This window comes from Brevibacillus sp. HB1.3, from assembly GCF_013186635.1.
Classification (GTDB): Bacteria; Bacillota; Bacilli; order Brevibacillales; family Brevibacillaceae; genus Brevibacillus; species Brevibacillus brevis_D.
The window spans coordinates 297,359-316,781 of sequence record NZ_JABMIT010000002.1 but is presented as its reverse complement, the minus strand read 5'-3'; the positions used below and the strand labels follow the sequence as shown (position 1 = coordinate 316,781).

The 19,423-nt window shown below is 45.4% G+C and carries 21 protein-coding genes; 20 read left to right on the top strand and 1 reads right to left on the bottom strand.

Going from position 1 to position 19,423, the window contains the following annotated elements; genetic code table 11:
- The first annotated feature begins 40 nt into the window (after positions 1 to 40).
- The 13 genes from eutM to HPY31_RS06090 all read left to right on the top strand — a co-directional run bounded on the left by eutM (position 41) and on the right by HPY31_RS06090 (position 11,849).
- Positions 41 to 328, top strand: a complete 288-nt coding sequence (eutM, locus tag HPY31_RS06150) for an ethanolamine utilization microcompartment protein EutM (RefSeq protein WP_007720104.1) — start codon at positions 41 to 43, stop codon at positions 326 to 328.
- Between the two features lie 9 nt (positions 329 to 337).
- Positions 338 to 1,114: a phosphate propanoyltransferase gene (gene pduL / locus HPY31_RS06145; RefSeq protein WP_172139367.1), complete on the top strand. Its 777-nt coding sequence runs from the start codon at positions 338 to 340 to the stop codon at positions 1,112 to 1,114.
- Positions 1,115 to 1,129: 15 nt separating this feature from the next.
- Positions 1,130 to 1,957, top strand: a complete 828-nt coding sequence (locus HPY31_RS06140) for a hypothetical protein (RefSeq protein WP_015893786.1) — start codon at positions 1,130 to 1,132, stop codon at positions 1,955 to 1,957.
- A gap of 4 nt (positions 1,958 to 1,961) precedes the next feature.
- A complete protein-coding gene (locus HPY31_RS06135) occupies positions 1,962 to 2,249 on the top strand; it encodes a EutN/CcmL family microcompartment protein (protein WP_007720099.1) in 288 nt (95 codons plus the stop codon).
- 2 nt (positions 2,250 to 2,251) lie between these two features.
- Complete coding sequence (gene eutS / locus HPY31_RS06130; protein WP_007720097.1) at positions 2,252 to 2,593, top strand: ethanolamine utilization microcompartment protein EutS; 342 nt, start codon at positions 2,252 to 2,254, stop codon at positions 2,591 to 2,593.
- Positions 2,590 to 3,033 carry a EutP/PduV family microcompartment system protein gene (locus tag HPY31_RS06125; protein WP_016739632.1) on the top strand — a complete coding sequence of 148 codons (444 nt, stop codon included), beginning with the start codon at positions 2,590 to 2,592 and terminating at the stop codon, positions 3,031 to 3,033. Before eutS ends, HPY31_RS06125 begins: the two co-directional genes overlap by 4 nt.
- Positions 3,034 to 3,126: 93 nt before the next feature.
- Entirely contained in the window at positions 3,127 to 4,587 is a 1,461-nt protein-coding gene (locus HPY31_RS06120) for a sensor histidine kinase (RefSeq protein WP_016739633.1), read from the top strand.
- The gene (locus HPY31_RS06115) at positions 4,553 to 5,149 is read left to right on the top strand and encodes an ANTAR domain-containing response regulator (RefSeq protein WP_483297060.1); all 597 of its coding nucleotides are present in this window, start codon (positions 4,553 to 4,555) and stop codon (positions 5,147 to 5,149) included. Before HPY31_RS06120 ends, HPY31_RS06115 begins: the two co-directional genes overlap by 35 nt.
- A 142-nt stretch (positions 5,150 to 5,291) precedes the next feature.
- Complete coding sequence (locus HPY31_RS06110) at positions 5,292 to 6,752, top strand: ethanolamine ammonia-lyase reactivating factor EutA (RefSeq protein WP_172139363.1); 1,461 nt, start codon at positions 5,292 to 5,294, stop codon at positions 6,750 to 6,752.
- A 21-nt stretch (positions 6,753 to 6,773) separates the two neighbouring features.
- A complete protein-coding gene (locus HPY31_RS06105) occupies positions 6,774 to 8,135 on the top strand; it encodes an ethanolamine ammonia-lyase subunit EutB (RefSeq protein WP_064200062.1) in 1,362 nt (453 codons plus the stop codon).
- Between the two features lie 19 nt (positions 8,136 to 8,154).
- Complete coding sequence (eutC, locus tag HPY31_RS06100) at positions 8,155 to 9,096, top strand: ethanolamine ammonia-lyase subunit EutC (RefSeq protein ID WP_015893780.1); 942 nt, start codon at positions 8,155 to 8,157, stop codon at positions 9,094 to 9,096.
- A gap of 30 nt (positions 9,097 to 9,126) precedes the next feature.
- The gene (mdh, locus tag HPY31_RS06095; RefSeq protein WP_172139361.1) at positions 9,127 to 10,068 is read left to right on the top strand and encodes a malate dehydrogenase; all 942 of its coding nucleotides are present in this window, start codon (positions 9,127 to 9,129) and stop codon (positions 10,066 to 10,068) included.
- 386 nt (positions 10,069 to 10,454) lie between these two features.
- Complete coding sequence (locus tag HPY31_RS06090) at positions 10,455 to 11,849, top strand: helix-turn-helix domain-containing protein (protein ID WP_172139359.1); 1,395 nt, start codon at positions 10,455 to 10,457, stop codon at positions 11,847 to 11,849.
- Positions 11,850 to 12,577: 728 nt separating this feature from the next.
- Here the strand turns inward: HPY31_RS06090 and HPY31_RS06085 are convergent.
- Entirely contained in the window at positions 12,578 to 13,456 is an 879-nt protein-coding gene (locus tag HPY31_RS06085) for a M23 family metallopeptidase (RefSeq protein WP_016738704.1), read from the bottom strand.
- A gap of 110 nt (positions 13,457 to 13,566) precedes the next feature.
- Between HPY31_RS06085 and HPY31_RS06080 the strand changes: the two genes are divergently transcribed.
- The 7 genes from HPY31_RS06080 (at position 13,567) to HPY31_RS06050 (ending at position 19,347) form a co-directional block, all read left to right on the top strand.
- Positions 13,567 to 14,121 carry a DUF4309 domain-containing protein gene (locus tag HPY31_RS06080; protein WP_081603409.1) on the top strand — a complete coding sequence of 185 codons (555 nt, stop codon included), beginning with the start codon at positions 13,567 to 13,569 and terminating at the stop codon, positions 14,119 to 14,121.
- Between the two features lie 270 nt (positions 14,122 to 14,391).
- Positions 14,392 to 14,682 carry an aspartyl-phosphate phosphatase Spo0E family protein gene (locus tag HPY31_RS06075; protein WP_172139357.1) on the top strand — a complete coding sequence of 97 codons (291 nt, stop codon included), beginning with the start codon at positions 14,392 to 14,394 and terminating at the stop codon, positions 14,680 to 14,682.
- 205 nt (positions 14,683 to 14,887) lie between these two features.
- Positions 14,888 to 16,219: a helix-turn-helix domain-containing protein gene (locus HPY31_RS06070; protein WP_172139355.1), complete on the top strand. Its 1,332-nt coding sequence runs from the start codon at positions 14,888 to 14,890 to the stop codon at positions 16,217 to 16,219.
- Between the two features lie 411 nt (positions 16,220 to 16,630).
- Positions 16,631 to 16,777, top strand: coding sequence for an aspartyl-phosphate phosphatase Spo0E family protein (locus tag HPY31_RS28605; protein ID WP_216675496.1), 147 nt, complete (start codon positions 16,631 to 16,633; stop codon positions 16,775 to 16,777).
- Positions 16,778 to 16,873: 96 nt separating this feature from the next.
- Positions 16,874 to 17,455, top strand: coding sequence for a hypothetical protein (locus HPY31_RS06060; protein WP_172139351.1), 582 nt, complete (start codon positions 16,874 to 16,876; stop codon positions 17,453 to 17,455).
- Between the two features lie 707 nt (positions 17,456 to 18,162).
- Positions 18,163 to 18,666: an SMI1/KNR4 family protein gene (locus HPY31_RS06055; protein WP_172139349.1), complete on the top strand. Its 504-nt coding sequence runs from the start codon at positions 18,163 to 18,165 to the stop codon at positions 18,664 to 18,666.
- 228 nt (positions 18,667 to 18,894) lie between these two features.
- Positions 18,895 to 19,347 (top strand): hypothetical protein, encoded by a 453-nt coding sequence (locus tag HPY31_RS06050; protein ID WP_172139347.1) that lies wholly within the window; start codon positions 18,895 to 18,897, stop codon positions 19,345 to 19,347.
- The last annotated feature ends 76 nt before the right edge of the window (positions 19,348 to 19,423 follow it).

Here is a 19,423-nt window from a genome sequence, read left to right as displayed (position 1 = left end):
ACACTAAAATTTTGGAGATATAATTAAGGAGGAAATGAAAATGGCTGGAGAAATGTCCGCATTGGGAATGGTAGAAACAAAAGGTTTGGTAGGAGCAGTTGAAGCTGCTGACGCAATGGTAAAAGCAGCGAACGTAAAACTGATCGGTAAAGTACACGTAGGTGGCGGTCTCGTGACGGTTATGGTACGTGGTGACGTAGGTGCAGTAAAAGCTTCCACAGACGCAGGTGCCGCTGCTGCTGAAAAAGTAGGAGAGCTCGTATCTATTCACGTTATCCCACGCCCTCATGGAGACATTGAACTGATTCTGCCTAAACTCGAAGGGTAATAAATCCTTATGGCAGTGATTACAGAAGCATCCTTGAGAGCCATGCATAAGTCAGGCATTCCAAACCCCTTTCTCCTTGAGAAAGGGGATAAAATAACACCAGCAGCGGCAGATTTCTTGAAAGGAAGAGGGATTCAAGTGAAACAAGTTGATCAGAACCAGCAGCCTTCCACCAATCAAGCTGCCGAGGCAGTGCGAGAAATTCCTTTGGGCGTATCTAACCGTCACATTCATTTGTCGCAAGCAGATGTCGAGAAGCTTTTCGGAGCCGGACATCAATTGACGCCAATGCGTGATTTGTCGCAGCCGGGCCAGTTTGCTTGCCAGGAAACAGTCACTATCGTGGGACCAAAAGGCAGCATCCACGGGGTTCGCGTTTTGGGACCAGCTCGTGGCGCGACACAAGTGGAAATTTCCAGAACAGACGGCTTCGCAGTAGGTGTTCAAGCCCCTGTGCGTATGTCTGGAGATATTGAAGGTACACCAGGTATGGTACTTGTAACGGCAAAAGGGACTGTAGTAATGGACAAAGGCGTAATCGTTGCGAAGAGCCACGTTCATATGTCTCCAGCAGATGCCGAGCAATATCAAGTGAAGGATGGCGATACGCTGATTCTGGCGACGCAAAGCGATCGTCCTATCATCTATCCAGATGTAGTCGTTCGTGTACATCCGCAGTTTGCACTTGATTTCCACGTGGATACGGATGAAGGAAATGCCGCTAATTTGAAAACGGGCGACCGGGTAAAAGTGATCGGCAAGAACGGGCAATTTTACTCCGGCTAACGGAGGTTGAGCTTGATGGACATCAGAGAAATGGTGGCGTCGATTACGAAAGAAATTTTGCAATCGATGAATACAGAAAAGCAAAGCAGCACAGCGCCTCGTGTCCTGTACGTTTTTTGCGACAGCCAGGCTCATGAGGCGTTTCAGGATCATTTTATCCAACTGAAAAACCACGGGATCTGCCATGACATTCTCTTCCTGGACGGAGAAACCTCTTCCTGGTTGGGAATGCACAAGATCGAATGTGGGGGAGCAGGCAAAATTCTTACAGCAGACGAGTACGCTCCTGCCCCGTTGGAAGTGCCGAAAGATTATGTCGGTATCGTGATTCCAGAAATCGATTTGGATAATGCAGCGAGAATTGCTTCCGGTCTAAAAGGAACCATCAAAGCGGAAATCGTCTTTTCCGCGTTGGTAACAGGTAAATTCGTCATTGCTGGTTCCGATGTGCCAGGGATCAAGCGTGCAGACCGTCGTACCCTGCAAACATTGACACTGACACCTGCTTATGAAAAGCTGTTCAACCGTCACGTTGAAGGCATGAAAGAGCTGGGTGTGGAGTTTGCGGAGCAACGCCGTCTGGCTGATCGCGTGGTTTCCAAGCTGAAGTCTCAGCTACAAAAAGTGGAGACTACCAGCAAGACAGAACAACCGACATTGACTCCTTTGGATGAGCAAGAAGCCGTCTTTTCCGGGAAGCTGTTGACAGCGGATTGGATCAGATCGCAGCCTGAGCTTCGCGATACGACTTTGATCGTGAAAAAAGGTGCAATTGTTTCTCCGCTTGCTTATGACAGCATGAGAGAACGTGGCATTACGGTCAGCTATCTAGGAAAAGGGTGATCGCATGTTTTTGGGAAAAGTGATCGGCAGCGTCTGGGCCACGCAAAAAGAAGCAGGTATGGAAAATCTCAAGCTCATGGTGGTTCAGCCGATTGATTGGCGTGGCGAAGAAGGCGGACAAACCGTTATCGCAGCGGACAGGATCGGTGCGGGAATCGGGGAGCAGGTTATCGTCTCTCGTGGGACGCCTGCCCGAATCCTTTTCTCCGGCACCAGTGTGCCGATCGATGCGATCATCGTAGGCATCGTGGATTCGTTTGAGGTGCCGGGTGCCGCAGGAAGAGAGGAATAGGAATGGAACAGGAACGTTCGCGAGTCATCCAGGAATTCGTACCAGGGAAACAGGTCACGTTGGCTCATGTAATCGCAAACCCTGACCCAATGCTCTATACCAAGCTAGGTATCAATGAGGCCGGTGCTATCGGTATCTTGACTTTGACGCCTACCGAAACAGCCATTATTGCCGCGGATATTGCGACAAAGGCTGCTGGCGTCGAGCTTGGGTTTCTCGATCGTTTTACAGGTTCACTGATTGTCGTAGGAGATGTATCCGCTGTTGAGATGGCAGTCGAAGCGGTCAATCAGGTGCTGAGCGAAAAACTGCGGTTTACACCGGCATTGGTGACGAAATCATGACCGGCCGTGTAATGATTATCGGTGCAATCGAGGCAGGAAAGTCTTCTCTGGTGCGGGCGCTGTTCAATGACGAACAGCCTGCCCGGAAGACACAAGCACTCGAATATCGGGACTGGGCGATTGACACTCCGGGTGAATACAGCGAAAACCCGATGTTTTACCGCACGCTTATGGCTACCTCTCTTGAAGCGAAAGTCATTGTGATGGTGCAGGATGCTACGCGGGAGCGCAATTATTTCCCTCCTGGCTTTTCACAAGGGTTTCCGCAATCGTGCATCGGGGTTATTACCAAAATGGATCATCCTGATGCAAATGTGGAGAGGGCAGAACAATTCCTGCGTCAATCGCTCGGCAATGCGAAAATTTTCCGGACCTCCTCGCTCACGAGTGAGGGAGTGCCAGAATTGCGAGCGTATTTGCAACAAATTGTAAACGAGTAAGCGTGATTAACCAGTATTACACCCCTTTCCGCCGTAGCGTGTCTGTGAGAAAATGAAGTCATATCAACTCCTAGCAGGTGAAAAGAGGTTCACATGCAATCAATACGAGAAGTGTGCAAAGCGTCCACGACGTTGAGTGATGACGACATTCGGATTGTGGAGGATCTGGCTTCCAAGCTTCAGATTTTTGCTGATCTGTCTCAAGCGGACATGTTTATTGATTGTCCAACGGTAGATCGGAGCGCTGCGATGGTAGTCGCACAAGCTGCACCGAGTACGGCACGCTCTATGTACAGTGGATCGGTCGTAGGGCATCTGGCGACGGCGATTAATGAGCCGGCCGTTATGTATTGTCTGACTACAGGCAAGCCCGTCATCGGTTCACGAGGGGTTTCACAGGAGCAGGTCGTGATGCGACAAAGTGTCGTACCCATCACGAATGCGGCTGGAAAAACAATCGGGACCTTGATAACTGAACAAGATATATCCAAACAGGTGGAACAGGAAAAGAACGTCGAAATGCTCAAGGAAACAACAGAGCATTTAAGCGAGACGCTGATCCAGTTCGCTGTGCCTGATCTGCCCATTTCGTCGCTGTTGCACGAGGGCATGATTTTGTTTGATCAGAGTGGGGTTATCACGTACGCCAATGGCCGTGCCCACAAGCTGCTCTCTTTGATTGGCTTTGAACGGCCGGAAAAGGGAGAGAGCATTGAACGTATTTTTTCCTGGAGAGTTACCCCGGAGAATTTTGTACGCAACGGGGGTTATATTCAGGAGGAGCTGTCAAAAGGCAAACATTTTATTATGATGAAAGCGGTTTCGTCCGTTCGCAAACAAGACATCATTGGGGGATTCATTCTCCTGCGAGACATATCGGACATTCGGGAAAAAGAAAAGCAATTGATGATCAAATCCGCGGTGATCAAAGAGATTCACCACCGGGTCAAAAACAATTTACAAACCATCTCTAGCCTGTTGCGCCTGCAAATGCGGCGTTCGCAGTCCAATGAGATTGAAAAGGTATACCGGGAAAGCATCAATCGCATCAACAGCATCGCCATTATTCACGAATACTTGGCACAGGATGGTCTGGAGCAGATTGACTTCAAAGAGATTTTAACCAAAATATCGAAAATAATCGTCTCTTCGATGAGACGTTCTGAGCAAGCTATACACGTCGTGGTGACGGGCGAATCGGTGTATCTGCCGTCCAACAAAGCAACATCGTTTGCCTTGATCGTCACCGAGCTGATTCAAAATTGCATGATTCATGGTTTTCATGAGCAGCAAGAAGGGAAAATCTCTATTGCACTGGTTGCCAAGGAAGACTTCGTGAGTCTGTCTGTGACAGATGACGGGGTAGGCATCGAGGACATGGAGCAAATCCACAAAAAGGGCCATCTCGGCCTGAAAATTGTCGATACACTGGTCAGGGAAGACCTCGAAGGCACGATGCATTTCCGCAACACTGGGAACGGAACAGAGGTTACCATACTCTATCCGATCCAAAAGGAGGATGAAGATGACACAGCCGAAGATTATGGTGGTTGATGACGAGCCGATTATTCGCATGGATTTGCGCGAGATGCTCGAAAATGAAGGGTATTTAGTGGTTGCCGAGGCGAAAAACGGAGAAGAGGCAGTCGAACAGGCCCATCGTCACAAACCCGATCTGATTATCATGGATGTGAAAATGCCTGTCTTGAATGGAATCAAGGCAAGCAGTATCATTCGTTCCTTTTCAGACAGTTCCATTCTTCTTTTGACGGCCTACAGCCAAAAGGAACTCGTCCAGGATGCCAGAAAAGCGGGTGTGACGGCTTACTTGGTGAAGCCGGTGTCGGAGGATGACTTGATTCCCGCAGTAGAAATCGCACTCAGCCAAAAGGAAAAAGTCGTTTCCCTGAAGAAGGATATAAATGATCTGAAGCAAAAGATCGAGGATCGCAAGGCAGTGGAAAAGGCAAAAGGAAAGCTGATGAGTGCCCTATCCTTGGAAGAGGATGCGGCTTACAAATGGATGCAGCAAGTAAGCATGCAACGGCGCATGCCGCTTGTGAAGCTGGCGGAGGAAATTTTGTCGGGCGAGCAGGCCATTTTCAAACAAGACTAGTACTGACGTTATTATAAATAGCAGTGACAAGTAGATACGAAGAGAGCAAAGGCGCTTGAATCAGACCGGGAGCAAGGAACCGGCTGTTCAAGCGTTTTTTCGTAAGGCCCGTCTGACACGCCAATGGTTCAAGGAGGTTCATATGGACGAACAATGGATCCAAAGCGTCGGGATCGATGTGGGAACGAGCACGACCAAAATGATCGTAAGCCGATTGCGATTGGGTCGCATGTCCAGCACGTTTTCGCTGCCGCGTTATCAGATCGTGGAGCGACAATTGCTGTATGCGAGTGAAGTGCATTCCACACCGCTCATCGGATTTGATGAAATCGACGCTGACGGAATCGGAGCGATTCTAGCAGCCGAGTACGACAAGGCACAAATCAGCTTGTCTCAAATCAAGTCCGGCGCGGTCATCATTACCGGAGAAACAGCCAGCAAAAAGAACGCACAGCATATCGTTCATCTGCTGGCTGAACGCTCCGGGGATTTCGTGGTAGCGACAGCAGGTGCTGACCTCGAAGGCGTGCTGGCGGGCAAGGGTGCTGGCGCAGAAAAACGCTCGCAAGCCATAAAAGGTGTGGTCGTCAACGTCGATATTGGCGGAGGAACAGCGAATGCAGCCTACTTCCAACGTGGCCGAGCGATTGCAACGGTTACATTCCACGTCGGAGGAAGGCTGATCCGTCTCAGTCCGCAGGGGGTCGTTCAATACGTGTCGCCGAACATTCAACAATGGCTGACGGCAAAAGGACTGCGTATTCAAGTCGGACAGGAAATTGGGTTCGCGCAGCTCACAGAGGTTGCCGAACAGCTGGGACGCAGTATGCTGGATTATTTGACGGGGAAAGAGCGCCAAGTATCAGGCTTGCTCGTAGTGGGACCACATTTGCGCGATGCCATCCCTGTTGACGAACTGACTGTCTCAGGTGGTGTGGGTCTACTCATGAGCGGAGCTCCCGTCCAAAATATTTCGGATGCGAGCCGATATGGCGATTTTGGCCCACTGCTCGGATATGTCCTCCAGCAGGAGCGCGATAAAGGAACGTATCCGGTACAGTGGCTAGACCCGGATCAAACGGTACGGGCAACGGTAATTGGCGCGGGGATGCAGAGCACGGAGATTAGTGGTTCAACCGTGCATATCAAGCCAGAGCTGTTGCCGATCAAAAATATTCCGATTCTCAAGCTAGAGCTTACCGAGGAACAATTGGCAGATGCCACACGACTGCGACAGGAAGTGGTTTCGATCTACCAACTGGGTGAGCGCCTGTTTGAAAAAACGACAGGGATTCCTTTCGCACTTGCGATCTCCGGCATCGGGTACTGCTCGTACGCTCTGCTGCAGACGCTGTCCCAGGAGCTGTCGGAGCAATACCGGGCAACTTTCCCCGAGAGTCAAACCATGGTCGTGATCTGTGAAACAGATATGGCGAAAGCACTCGGGCAGGCCTTGGCGCTGCGTTGCAAAGGGGCACCGGAAATCATCTGCATCGATCAGGTGCGTGTGGAATACGGCGATTACATCGATCTCGGTGAGCCGATCTCGGGAACGATCATTCCCGTCGTCGTCAAAACACTCGCGTTTGATGAAAGGCCGTAACGTAAGAAGGGGTGGACGTTGATGAACACGAAAACGACTGTGCTTGGACAGACCTATCAATTTCGCGATTTGAAAGAAGTTTTCGCGAAGGCTAATGAAGATAAATCAGGCGACCAGCTGGCTGGTATCGCCGCTGCTGATTCCCGGGAACGTGTAGCTGCCAAGCAAGTTTTGGCTGACCTGACATTGGCGGATATCCGCAACAATCCGATGGTTCCGGCAGAAGAAGACGAAGTATCGCGAGTGATCGAAGAAGGCATCAACGAAAAGATTTACAACGAAATCAAAAACTGGAGCGTAGCTGAGCTGCGCGAGTACATCTTGAGCCATCAAGCAGGCGATAATGAACTCAAGCGAATCAGCCGTGGATTGTCCAGCGAGATGATCGCAGCGACTGCCAAGCTCATGAGCAACCTGGACTTGATCACGGCTGCGTCCAAGATCAAAGTTGTGACGCATGCCAACACGGCAATCGGTCATAAGGGCGTACTGGCTTCTCGTGTACAGCCGAACCATCCATCCGATAACGTACAAGGCATCAAAGCGTCTCTGTACGAAGGATTGAGCTACGGAATCGGCGATGCGGTAATCGGGATCAACCCGGTTATCGATACAGCGGATAGCGTGAAGGATATTTTGAACATGACCAAAGACGTGATGACCAAGTTTGATATCCCGACGCAAAACTGCGTATTGGCTCACGTTTCCACGCAAATGCGTGCCATCCGTAATGGGGCGCCAGCAGACTTGATCTTCCAAAGTTTGGCGGGTAGTGAAAAAGGAAACAATGCATTTGGTATTGATGTAGCACTACTGGATGAAGCAGATGAGCTGATGCGCAAACAAGGCACTTCCTACGGGCCGAACTTCTGGTATTTCGAGACAGGCCAAGGCTCAGAGCTGTCTGCCGAGGCGCATCACGGCATGGACCAGGTAACAATGGAAGCGCGCTGCTACGGACTTGCTCGCAAGTACAATCCGTTCATCGTAAACACAGTAGTTGGTTTCATTGGACCTGAGTATTTGTACGACAGCCGTCAAGTAATCCGCGCAGGACTGGAAGACCATTACATGGGCAAAATGCACGGTTTGCCGATGGGCTGTGACGTATGCTACACGAACCACATGAAGGTCGATCAAAACGACATGGACAATCTCGGCATTTTGCTCTCGTCGGCAGGCGTTAACTTCGTGATCGGCGTAGCGATGGCAGACGATGTCATGCTCAACTATCAATCGACGAGCTTCCATGATATTGCGGCATTCCGTGAAGTGATGGGACTGCGACCTGCTCCTGATTTTGAAAAATGGCTGGAGAAAATGGGCATCATGGAAAACGGTAGGCTGACTGCAAAAGCAGGCGATCCGACAATCTTCATGTAAGATCAGGAGGTGAAAGACGATGGAACAACAATTAGATTTCTTGGTAGATAAAGTAGTAGCCGAGCTGCAAAAGAAGCTGGGTGAAGCAACAGAACAAGCTCCGTCACCAAAAGCAGAGACAGGCTTGATCCAACTGAGATCCGAGCCAAAGGCAGAGCCAGTAGCAAATGCGACAGCCGCACCGACAACGGCTCCTGTAGTGAATGAGCAGCCTGCTCCATCAGCAGAACCAGAGAGAACCACACATGTACCGAATCCGAAGTACAAGGAAGGCTTGGATGAACTGCTGTCCAGCACGCCAGCGCGCATCGGGGTTTGGCGTACAGGTGTGAGACCTTTGACCAAAACCATGCTCGAATTGCGTCGTGACCATGCTGCGGCTGTGGATGCTGTATACGGTGAAGTCAGTCAAGCGGTTCTCGACCAGTTCTCTCTGTTCACAGTGGAAACACAGTATGACAACACCGAAAACTATTTGAAGCGTCCGGATATGGGGCGTGTCCTCACCGAGGAAGGCGTGCGCTTGCTGCAAGAGCGCGGTCAAAAGAAGCCACAGGTACAAATCGTCGTTTCAGACGGCTTGAGTGCCGCTGCGGTGGATGCGAACCTGAAAGACGTGCTTCCATCTCTGATGGACTCTCTGAAAAGCTACGGACTGACCTGCGGCACTCCGTTTTTTATCAAGGGCGGACGCGTAGCCAGCATGGATCACGTCGGCGAGATTTTGGAGCCAGAAGTATTGGTGCTCTTGATCGGAGAACGACCAGGACTGGTTACGGCACATTCCATGAGTGCGTACATGTGCTACCGTCCACGCAAAGGTATGGTAGAATCAGAGCGTACAGTGATCTCGAATATTCATCGTCAAGGTACATCTCCTGTTGAGGCGGGGGCCCACATCGGGACAATCCTCTCCAAAATGTTGGAGCAAAAAGCAAGTGGTGTAAAACTAGTCTTGTAATAGAACCAATGACGACGAGGAGGATTCTACATGACATTCCGCAGAAAAAAAGTAGCCGTAATCGGTAGTGGTTTTACGGGAGCGACAACTGCGTTCATCATGGCGCAAAAAGAGCTGGCTGACATCGTTTTGGTCGATATCCCTCAATTGGAAAACCCAACGAAGGGGAAAGCACTCGACATGATGGAGGCGTCTCCCGTTCTCGGCTTCGATGCTAGCATTACAGGTACTTCTGACTACAAAGACATCGAAGGTTCCGATATCGTAATCATCACAGCAGGGATTGCTCGCAAGCCAGGTATGTCCCGCGACGACTTGGTAGCAACCAATGCATCCATCATGCGCTCGGTTGCTGAGCAAGTGAAAACATATGCACCAAACTCCATCGTACTCATCCTGTCCAACCCGGTAGATGCGATGACCTATACATTCTACAAAACGTCCGGCTTCCCGAAACACCGCGTAATCGGTCAATCCGGCGTACTGGATACAGCTCGCTTCCGTACGTTCGTAGCGATGGAACTGAATGTATCTGTAAATGACGTAACAGGCTTCGTATTGGGCGGTCACGGGGATGACATGGTGCCACTCTTGCGTTACTCCTACGCTGGCGGCATCCCACTCGAAAAATTGATCCCACAAGATCGTCTGGATGCCATCGTAGAGCGTACACGCAAAGGTGGCGGCGAAATCGTAGCTCTCTTGGGCAACGGTTCCGCTTACTATGCACCTGCGGCAGCTCTGGTAGAAATGGCAGAAGCGATCTTGAAAGACCAGAAGCGCATCCTGCCATCCATCGCTTTACTCCAAGGCGAGTATGGCTACAACGATATCTACCTGGGCGTACCAACTCTCTTGGGTGGAAACGGTATCGAGCAAGTCATCGAGCTGGATCTGACTGCTGCTGAGAAAGCAGCCTTGGATAAATCCGCAGATTCCGTTCGTGCGGTTATGAAAGTAGCTATGCCATAAGCACAGTATGAAAATGAAAGCTTCGCCAGATATCTTGGCGGAGCTTTTTTTACAATGTGGCTATAAGTAACTGTAGTGGTAGGGAAGAAGCGGATTTCCAGTCTACGCTTCGGCCTACGCCCTGCTGAGGGCGGGTACTGTTCGCTCCGAAATAAATAGCGGGAGCGCTTCAAAAGTAGAGTTTCGAGGATGTATTCGCATGAAAGCTGATTCAACTGATTCAATTGAGTGTAATTGTCACGAAGTGCAAACATCTGTAAGACATTGGAGGAATTGTGCGAAGAGTGACGAACTAGATTACAGAAATGTTAAGGATTGTAAAGAAAAATCTATCAAAAAAATATATTCTATTGTAAAATTAAGGAAAAAGTAGGGGTTGATTCTTTATGGGGGGGCTGCAAGGGACAATGCACTGGTCGTTGCGGTCAGAAATTGAAAGACACCGTAGAGAGTGCGGCTATACCTTGAGTAAATTAGGTGAATTAACGGGAATCAACCATGGGAGTTTAAGCGAAATCTTGAACGGAAATCCACCGCGGGCGATGACCATTGGTCAATTAGATGCGCTAGCGGCGGTCTTTGGTCGCGAGCCAGGTTGGTTGTACGAATTGTATACGGAAGAATGCATATCAGAGGGGAGAATATCGCGCCCTCGGTTGATACCATATTTAGTTCGATGCGCGGAGGTTGGGCGGAAAGATTGCATAGAAGAGGTTGTTCCTAAATTGTTGGACAACCCTAAAAATATTTCGACTCTCTTTTTAGTGGCGGAGCAGCTATATGAAAGTGGGAAACAAAAAGAGTCCGTACCTTTTTATCAGGCTGTCGTTGATAGCGAGAAGGATGGACATTCTGACCAATTCGTAATGAGTCAGTATCGATTGTTTCGGGCTGCACTCGGGACCAATTCTGAAGAAAATGGGGAGGCAGTTATTCGGTTTGCCCCCTATCGGAATAGGCTTCCTGAGAACTATCAGTTGGATGCTTTATTTCAATTAGCGCGGGTTTCTTATGCTTTGCAGAAATTGAAGAAGTCGGAACAGTACGCTGATGAATTACGGTATCTTGCGGAAACGATTTATATACATGAGTTGGACAGATTGAAAAGAGATAAAAAAAGTGAACTGCCTGAGACAGAACGTCCTCTTGTGTATTATTACGCCATGGGACATTTATATAAAGGCGCGACATTGGAAATGCAAGGAATGTATGAACAAGCCAAGTCGTATGTACAAATTTATGCTGATTTAGGATGGTTTGAGCTGCTGGATGAAGTTGGACATCAAGAGGTAGAGCGGTTCCGGATTTGGGCAAAGGCTAACTTATACACATTAGAGGTATTGGCTGGTAATACCGACACCATTGAGGAGTACGCCGATTATCTTGAGAGTCTTCCCCCAAATGAAATACTTCCTGGTTTAGTTTCTATTATAAAATCAGCCAATATTTACAATTTTTGTGTGGATGAGATATTAGAGCGCTTCTCAATGCACATCGCCAATTTTAGTCAATATACCGACGCAATTCGTTTGGACAGGCATCTTCGATTTCGGTATCAGGCAGCCATTTATGAATTCGGTAAAGGGCGACTAGAGAAAGGGATTGAAGAAACGATATGCTGTCTTTCTTTAGCCAGTTTGATAAATCGCTTTGAAGATGCACTTAAATGCATAGCGCTATTTGAAGAGTACCGGCAACATGCATCGCCAATACAAGTGGAACGATATCAAAACATTGTAACGGGTAGAAAAAAGGAGAACCTACTTTCTAAAAAGAATTAGATAGTAATACCTGTAACCTTGTTATATGCTGTTTTTTGGCAGATTTATACAAAACTAAGGAGGTTACAACTATGAAAAGTTTCTTTCTATCACTGATTATGGTTCTAGCTTTATTTACTGGTTTTCCATACACAGAAAAGCCTCATAATATCAGTATAATTATGTACGACCATGGAACAGAGGGCTAAAAAATTGACATCCATGGATAGTCAGTTAAATAGATCGTAACCGAAAAAGCATTCCTAAATGGAGACTGTTGCAAAAATCGAGTTTTTGGAAAAAACAAAGATTTTAGGGGTACAAATATGTCTCCCTAGACGCGAAACGAGCCTTAGAAGCGATTCTAAAGGCTTGTTTTTCTTTGGCAATATAAAAGAGGACTTTTACAGTGGTCTCCTGATGTGGAGCTTTTTTATTTGCATGATTTCCTTTTGTTCCACATAACACAAACGTACGATCTGTTTTTGTTGGATTTAGACCAATGTTGGCTGACGTTGAAAGGAAAATGATTCGAGTAATTGCCGACAATAAACTGTGGACAAGCCTGCCGCTGAAAAGGTCTCTGCCGCGCTTGGCTCGCTGTGGACGTCCAGTACGGACGAGAAGGTGAGGGCAGCTGCACATTTTGCGGCATATTCGTTGCGTGACGCGGCGGGAATTCCACGCTAATAGAATAGCCCCCTAGCGGAGAAATCTGCTGGGGGCTTGTCCGTTCCAAACAAGTGTGTTTAATCTATGTCTTTGTTTTCTTCATCAAAATTTTTTTTGAGTCCCTCATCGAGTATTCGTACTAAGTCTTTATCTGTAAGATTAAATTTCTTCTTATAGTTAGTTAAACTACCCTCGCCTTCTTCAACTGAATTTAGCCATTCGTAAAAAGTTTTTTCGTCCACATAATCGATTAACTTTTGATCAATGAAGTACTCTGGATTATCTAAGTTCTCTTCGGGATGATCGAGATTTTGATGTCCGTCTTCTTCAATTAACCGCGCTGATGACCTTGTATCTACATCTGGAAAAAACACGAGGGGGTTTATCATTTGATCATAATCTGTTGGTGTCTCAGTATCTGCTTCATTTACGTCAAAATGGAGGTGATAATTTGACTCTGGTTCTTTATAACTTCCTGCTCCCGAGTTTCCTGATATACCAATTTGATCCCCCTTATAGACGTCATCACCTCTCTTAACTGAATAACTCTTTAAATGAAGATAGCGTGTGATTAACTTGTTTCCATTTATGGATCTGTCTCTTTGTTTGATAGTGACGTATTTTATATAGTCTGGCGAGTCTTTAGGCTTAGTTGAGTATATGCCTGAGCTAAGAACTACTCCCTTACTAACGGCATATACTGGTTTTTTGTAAACCGCAATGTCAATTCCTTTATGGTTTTTCTCCTTTGGACTTCGGTATTCTCCAAATTCACCCGAGATCCTTGTTCCGTCAGTCGGCCACACCCAGCGCATTTCTGCATAGGGATTGTCAGGATCCCCCATTGGTTTCACCAACTCAGCTGGACTGGGTTGAACTGAGTTCATTGCACTCGCAATCCCTGTGCCACTAAGTACCAGAGCGACACCAAGAAGTCCACTATAGATATTCTTCATTAAAACATCTCCTAATAATTGGAATTTTTCGCACTATTGCATTATAATCTTGCTATAAATGTAAATCAATCGGTTTAATGTGAGAACAAGTAAATGGATCCGGGAGGTATATGATGGTTCAGCTAAAAAGATTGATGATATCAGCTATCGTTCTGCCTGTTTTCCTTTTTGTAATTGGATGTCAGTCATCAACAACTGTTTCTCCGCCGAATGGAGTCAAGGAAACACAGTCTCCTGAAAAAAAGACAGCAGAAGAGTTTATGGAACTTGCAGCACAAGGGAAATTAAAGGGGATAGAGGCGGGAATTGGGGCTACCAAAAAAGAGATCATCAAGATGTATGGCAACCCTATAAGTATAGGAAACTCTGAAAGGGGCTTAAATCTGTTTTATGAAGGATTTAGCTTTGAATTTCAGGAATACTTGGACTCCCTTGATCAACTCAAGGATGAGGATAAGGTACTCGGGATCATTGCGGACGCTAAAATATTAGGGATAAACGCAACCCCTGCTCAACTAAAAGTAAACTATGGTTCACCTTCTACTGAAGCATATGATGATGCACATGGAACAGGGTGGCAGATGGATTATTTAGCAGGAGAACGATATTTATCATTTTTCGCAGAGACAAATGAAAGTGCGATTAATACTGTATATCTAAGGTAAAATACAGCCTCCCTTATGGAGACTGCTGCAAAAGTCGAGTTTTTGGAAAAACCAAAGATTTTAGGGGGGACAAATATGTCTCCCTAGACGCGAAACGAGTCTTAGAAGCGATTCTAGAGGCTCGTTTTTCTTTGGCAATTTTGCTGTTCTAATAAAAGCAGTGGTCTCAATCGGAGGGATGTTTTTTCTATTCAATTTTTCTTAGTCGGTTAATTTCTGCACATCCCTGTATAGTAAATATATGTAATAAATTGTAAAAGAGAGGGGGCGTTGGACATTACTGCTATCGCAAATATTTTAGATAGGGATGTTTCTTTTCACAGTGGAAACTCCCCCAAAAGAGGAGCAGCATCAGCCCCTAAAAGTAAGTGTACGATCCGGGGCATGGTAAAGGAAATCGGTTGTCACTTAGAGTTGGATAATAGAATTGAACAGCTACGATGGGAAATGATGGAGTTGGCGGGAAAGTACGGTCTCTCACATGATAAGGTTTTGGCTGTAAGCCAACAATTGGATAAATATATTGTCATTGCACAAAACAGATTGAAAACGGAAAAGTAAGTCCTTCGCATACCTCAAGGCCCCCAAAACCCTTCCATTAACCTACTATCTCTGTATTTACGGACTCTAGATATATCTGAGTCAAAGTTCCGAGCTGAATGACGAATTGTAGGAAGGTCATGTAGTGCATTTTGAAAAATAACAAAAATTATAAATGCAGTAAATAATAGAAAGGAAGATCCTTTATAGGGGGCTGCAAGGGACAATGCATCGGTCGCTACGGTCAGAAATTGAAAAATGCCGGAGAAAGCACGGTTATACATTAAGCAAGCTGGGTGAATTAACAGGCATTAACCCCGGAAGCTTGAGTGAGATTCTAAATGGAAATCCTCCGCGTGCCATTACCATTGGTCAGTTAGACGCGCTAGCCAAGGTGTTTGGTTACGATTCGGGTTGGTTGTATGAATTATACACGGAAGAATGCATATCAGAGGGGAGAATATCGCGCCCCCGATTAATACCATACTTGATTCGATGCGTGGAGGTTGGGCGAAAGGATTGCATAGAAGCTACTGTCCCCCAAATGATGGAGAATCTGAAAAACGTCATGATTCTTTTTGCCCTTGCAGAACAGCTATATGAGAAAGGACAACTGAAAGAGTCAGTGCCCTTCTATGAATATGTCATTGAGAATGAAAAAGATAGCTATTCTGACCACTTTGTGATGAGTCAGTATCGGTTATTTCGAGTTGTGCTCGGGACAAATGCAGAAGAAAATTGGGAGAATGTCATTCGGTTTTCTCCTTACCGAAACCGGCTTCCTGAAAACTATCAACTCGACGCCTTATACCAATTGGCGAAGATCTGTTTCGCTTTGCAAAAGTGGGAAAGATCAGAGCAGTACGGAGACGAATTAAGGCTTCTGGCAGACACTGTTTACAGGCATGAATTGGACAGAATGAAAAGAAACAAAAAAGACGAATCTCTGAAAACGGAGCGCCATCTCGTCTATTATTACGGATTGGGCCATTTATATAAGAGCGTTTCACTGGAAATGCAAGGACTGTATGAAGAGGCGAAGAAGTATGTGCAAGTTTACGCTGATTTAGGATGGTTTGAATTACTTGATGAAGACGGACGTAAAGAGGTAGAAAGATTCAAAGTATGGGCAAAAGCGAACTCCTACACATTGGAGGTGTTGTCTGGCAATACTAGCATCATTGAAGAGTATGCAGACTATCTGGATAATCTTCCCACCAATGAAGTTCTTGCTGGTTTAAATGCCATTATGAAATCCGCTAACACCTACCATTTTTGCGTGGATGAGATTTTAGAGCGTTTTGCCTCCCAAATTGCTAGTTTCGATCAATTTACAGAAGCAATTGGATTGGATCGCCATCTTCGGTTTCGATATCAGATGGCTTTATATGAGTTCGGTAAAGGGAGAATAGAGAGAGGAATTGAAGAAACGATATATTGCCTTTCTCTAGCGGATTTGGCGAATCGACACGACGAGACCCTTACTTACATAGCACTGTTTGGATGGTTAGGGAACTTGAATAAGCGAATAGGTAACCAAAACGAGTTAGGTGGCTAGCATCCTGTTAGGTCATTGTGAATATGCTGTAGATTGATGAAACATCCTCTGCCAGGATGTTTTTTTATTCTATTTTTTGCAGTTGGTAAAAACCTGCATATCAATTTATGGTTAATTATGTAATTAATCTCAAAATGAAGGAGGCGAGAGATGAAGATATTCCATGAAGTAATAGAAATCTAAGAACATCTCTAAAAAGAGGAGCCACAGGAGTCACTAAAACGAAGTGAATAACCCGGTGGTAAAGGAAGTAGGGTGAGTCTTATAGCAGCAATTGCATTTAAAAAGGGCGTTCCACCCCTTCGCCAGGTTAAAGGAACGCCCGCAGGAGGAGCAGTTACAGCTCCTATAAGTAAATGTATCACGCTACCTCTAGATCGAGAAGGAGTAACCTATCACGATATTGATCATTTGAAAAACATTGTGGAACAATTGCGCGGACAACTGGTGCAGTTGTATTTAGAGAAGAATGATTTCTTGGATGATGAAGTCGTGGAATTAAGCCAGCAGTTGGATCAGTACATTCTGGTTGTTCAATCAAAAATGATGCTATCTTAAAATGAAAAGAGAAGAAATTTACAAAATAAAGGGATGGAAAATTTAGACTTATCGTTATTTTTAGTATAATATTCCAGGTGAAGGTGAGTGATCTAATTGTTAACTCAGAAAATTACAGTTTCACTCCTATCGACCGTACTATTATCTGCTTCAGCTTTACCAGTAAGTGCTTTTGCTTTAAATTCTCCTACAGCAAGTACATCAAGTGAATTTGAAAATGAATACGTATATGATTATCAAGGAGTAACATTTAGAGGAAACGCTCCTTTAAGTGATGAACAATTAGCATCAATGGTTAAAGCTCTTCAGGTAAATACCAAAAGTAGTGCTCAGAAAGTTGATGCTGATAAAGTCGACCCAGGAGGTCCTGGATCAGAAATAGTGTATGGGCCTATGTATCATAGTTACAATAACCAGACTGTACGAGAAGCTGCTCATGCGATTATTGGTTTTTTAGCTTATAAAAGTCCAAAAACGGCGTCTTTTGCATGGTTTTTTTCTAGATTGAGCGGTTGGGCAGATTCGACAATAAAAGATACTTACGTTGGAGCGTGGCAATGGAGAGTTCCAGATGGAAAATGGGATATCTATTACGACACTATCGTACACTATAAAGATGATAGTTATAGAAGAACTTTAGATGTCCAATATTACGAAGTAGACAGAAAGAGAAGATAACTGATATTACAATGGTAAACGGGGGCTTAAGTGCTCCCTGTTTTCGTTACATGGGGGAGGTTTTTTGATGCAATACTATTCATTCCTCGTCTTTGTGATTTTTCTTCATATCACGAAAGTGTATAACTTCATCGAGAGCAGACTCAGCCCGCTCGATTTCGCCATAGTCGTTGGTATGGGAGTTTTTTGGCTATTACTTAAATGTTGTGAATACTTATCGGTCGTATTGGAAAAGGTATGTATCAAATTCAAAATTAAAGTATGGCAATTGTATGTAGTCGCATTGATTTTGTATTTTTTATTTTAGTTTTTTATGTACCATACTTTGATCAAACGAAAGTGTGAACAAATTCCCCACACTCGAAAGTATCTTCTAGATAGTATTTTTCTGCCTGATTAACTCCTTCGTCTTGGGCATCAGGTCAGCGGGCGGCTTGATCAATTCTATGTGTGACTGCGGATTCGACGAAATCGGGATTTATTTCGCCTAACTCGTTAGTCAGGATATTTTTTAACTCCTTCAATGTATCGATAGGTGCGGAACTACTACTCTAGAATTTAACAGGGTCGGTACCTGACGAACTGTAAAGTCGCTGCATTCGCGGGCCTAGTATAACGGACTAATGGAGAAATCACCGGAAATAAACATAAAAATGGACTGTCATTCAGGTGGCAGTCCATTACTTTCATTGGAGGATGTGAGTTGCGTGAGTAATTCTTTTGACCGCATTTTAAACAAGATCAAGGGAAGAAGAGAACAATTGAACGGGGATTTGCATATTATCGGTGGAGAGTTTGAGTTTGTTTTTCAAATGTCCACTGACTCTGACGCTGAGATAAAGAAGCTAAAGTCGTTTGAGCTACCAGAGGATTATGTGACCTACTTATGTCAGTACAGCAGAGCCGTATTATTTCGAGATTTTGAATTTGGCAGCAGTTTGTTCACAATATTAGACCCTCACAATGTTATTGAATACTGGAAAGGATACAGCATAGATCACCCATACTATCCTATCGCATGGAGCAGTCACTCTCTAGGCTGTATATGCGTGGATCAAGACCGACTAGATAGTGGAAACGGCTACCTCACATGGATCGAATCGATGGACCCTGATAATCCCATCGACATTGACCTGACATTTACAGAATGGTTGGATAAGCTCATCGAGCATGAGGGGAAGGAATTCTGGATTCCACCTTACGAAGAATAGCCACAGACGCGAGAAAGCGCGTCTGTTTTTATGAAGAACGTCTTAATGTTTTCCGCAGAATCCGAACCTCGATAGGATGGTTACTCATATACACATCACAGATTGATGTATTTAATACAAAATCTAGTAAGCTTGTAGAGGAGCATTGAGGGAACGTTACTTCCCGGGCTTGCTAAAAACTTTGATACTGTCACGTTCAAATCATACTTTGAGATAGGAGGTTTACATTTGAAAAAAGCGATACTAGTATTTCTGATTCTCCCACTGCTTTTACTCGGTGCTTGTTCCGAAAAGGAATGGTCCTACAAGTACGAAGGAGCTACTGACAATTGGAATGGAGTTACTGAAATTTTTTACGATAAAGAAAATGGTGCACGCTTTGTAGGTAAAATTAAGTATTTAGGAAATGGTGATGTTAAGAAGCTTCAATTTATTTCTGAATTAACCCAAACAAGTCAACAAACAGGTAGTGTTCAAACGCCCAATTTTAAAGAGGGTCATATCATCATCTTCCAAGATGTACCTAATACGGATAGCACGAAAAATGATTTTAAGAATGGAGTAACGGACGAAGAAGTAAAATCGTTTTTTGGTGACTATCCTGTTTTCAAAATTGATTGGACTGATGAGGAAGGTATAGATTACACCGAAACTATTTACTTAAAGTATGTGGCTCAATAATAAAAGCAACAATGACTAGGAACCTGTTGATAGCTTCCCGTAATTTAAAATAGCGTTGAAATGGGTTGATTAGGTG

Coding starts and splice junctions, on each gene's coding strand:
- eutM (WP_007720104.1), top strand. CDS start 41: ATGGCTGGAGAAATGTCCGCATTGGGAATGGTAGAAACAAAAGGTTTG.
- pduL (WP_172139367.1), top strand. CDS start 338: ATGGCAGTGATTACAGAAGCATCCTTGAGAGCCATGCATAAGTCAGGC.
- HPY31_RS06140 (WP_015893786.1), top strand. CDS start 1,130: ATGGACATCAGAGAAATGGTGGCGTCGATTACGAAAGAAATTTTGCAA.
- HPY31_RS06135 (WP_007720099.1), top strand. CDS start 1,962: ATGTTTTTGGGAAAAGTGATCGGCAGCGTCTGGGCCACGCAAAAAGAA.
- eutS (WP_007720097.1), top strand. CDS start 2,252: ATGGAACAGGAACGTTCGCGAGTCATCCAGGAATTCGTACCAGGGAAA.
- HPY31_RS06125 (WP_016739632.1), top strand. CDS start 2,590: ATGACCGGCCGTGTAATGATTATCGGTGCAATCGAGGCAGGAAAGTCT.
- HPY31_RS06120 (WP_016739633.1), top strand. CDS start 3,127: ATGCAATCAATACGAGAAGTGTGCAAAGCGTCCACGACGTTGAGTGAT.
- HPY31_RS06115 (WP_483297060.1), top strand. CDS start 4,553: ATGAAGATGACACAGCCGAAGATTATGGTGGTTGATGACGAGCCGATT.
- HPY31_RS06110 (WP_172139363.1), top strand. CDS start 5,292: ATGGACGAACAATGGATCCAAAGCGTCGGGATCGATGTGGGAACGAGC.
- HPY31_RS06105 (WP_064200062.1), top strand. CDS start 6,774: ATGAACACGAAAACGACTGTGCTTGGACAGACCTATCAATTTCGCGAT.
- eutC (WP_015893780.1), top strand. CDS start 8,155: ATGGAACAACAATTAGATTTCTTGGTAGATAAAGTAGTAGCCGAGCTG.
- mdh (WP_172139361.1), top strand. CDS start 9,127: ATGACATTCCGCAGAAAAAAAGTAGCCGTAATCGGTAGTGGTTTTACG.
- HPY31_RS06090 (WP_172139359.1), top strand. CDS start 10,455: ATGGGGGGGCTGCAAGGGACAATGCACTGGTCGTTGCGGTCAGAAATT.
- HPY31_RS06085 (WP_016738704.1), bottom strand. CDS start 13,456: ATGAAGAATATCTATAGTGGACTTCTTGGTGTCGCTCTGGTACTTAGT.
- HPY31_RS06080 (WP_081603409.1), top strand. CDS start 13,567: ATGATGGTTCAGCTAAAAAGATTGATGATATCAGCTATCGTTCTGCCT.
- HPY31_RS06070 (WP_172139355.1), top strand. CDS start 14,888: ATGCATCGGTCGCTACGGTCAGAAATTGAAAAATGCCGGAGAAAGCAC.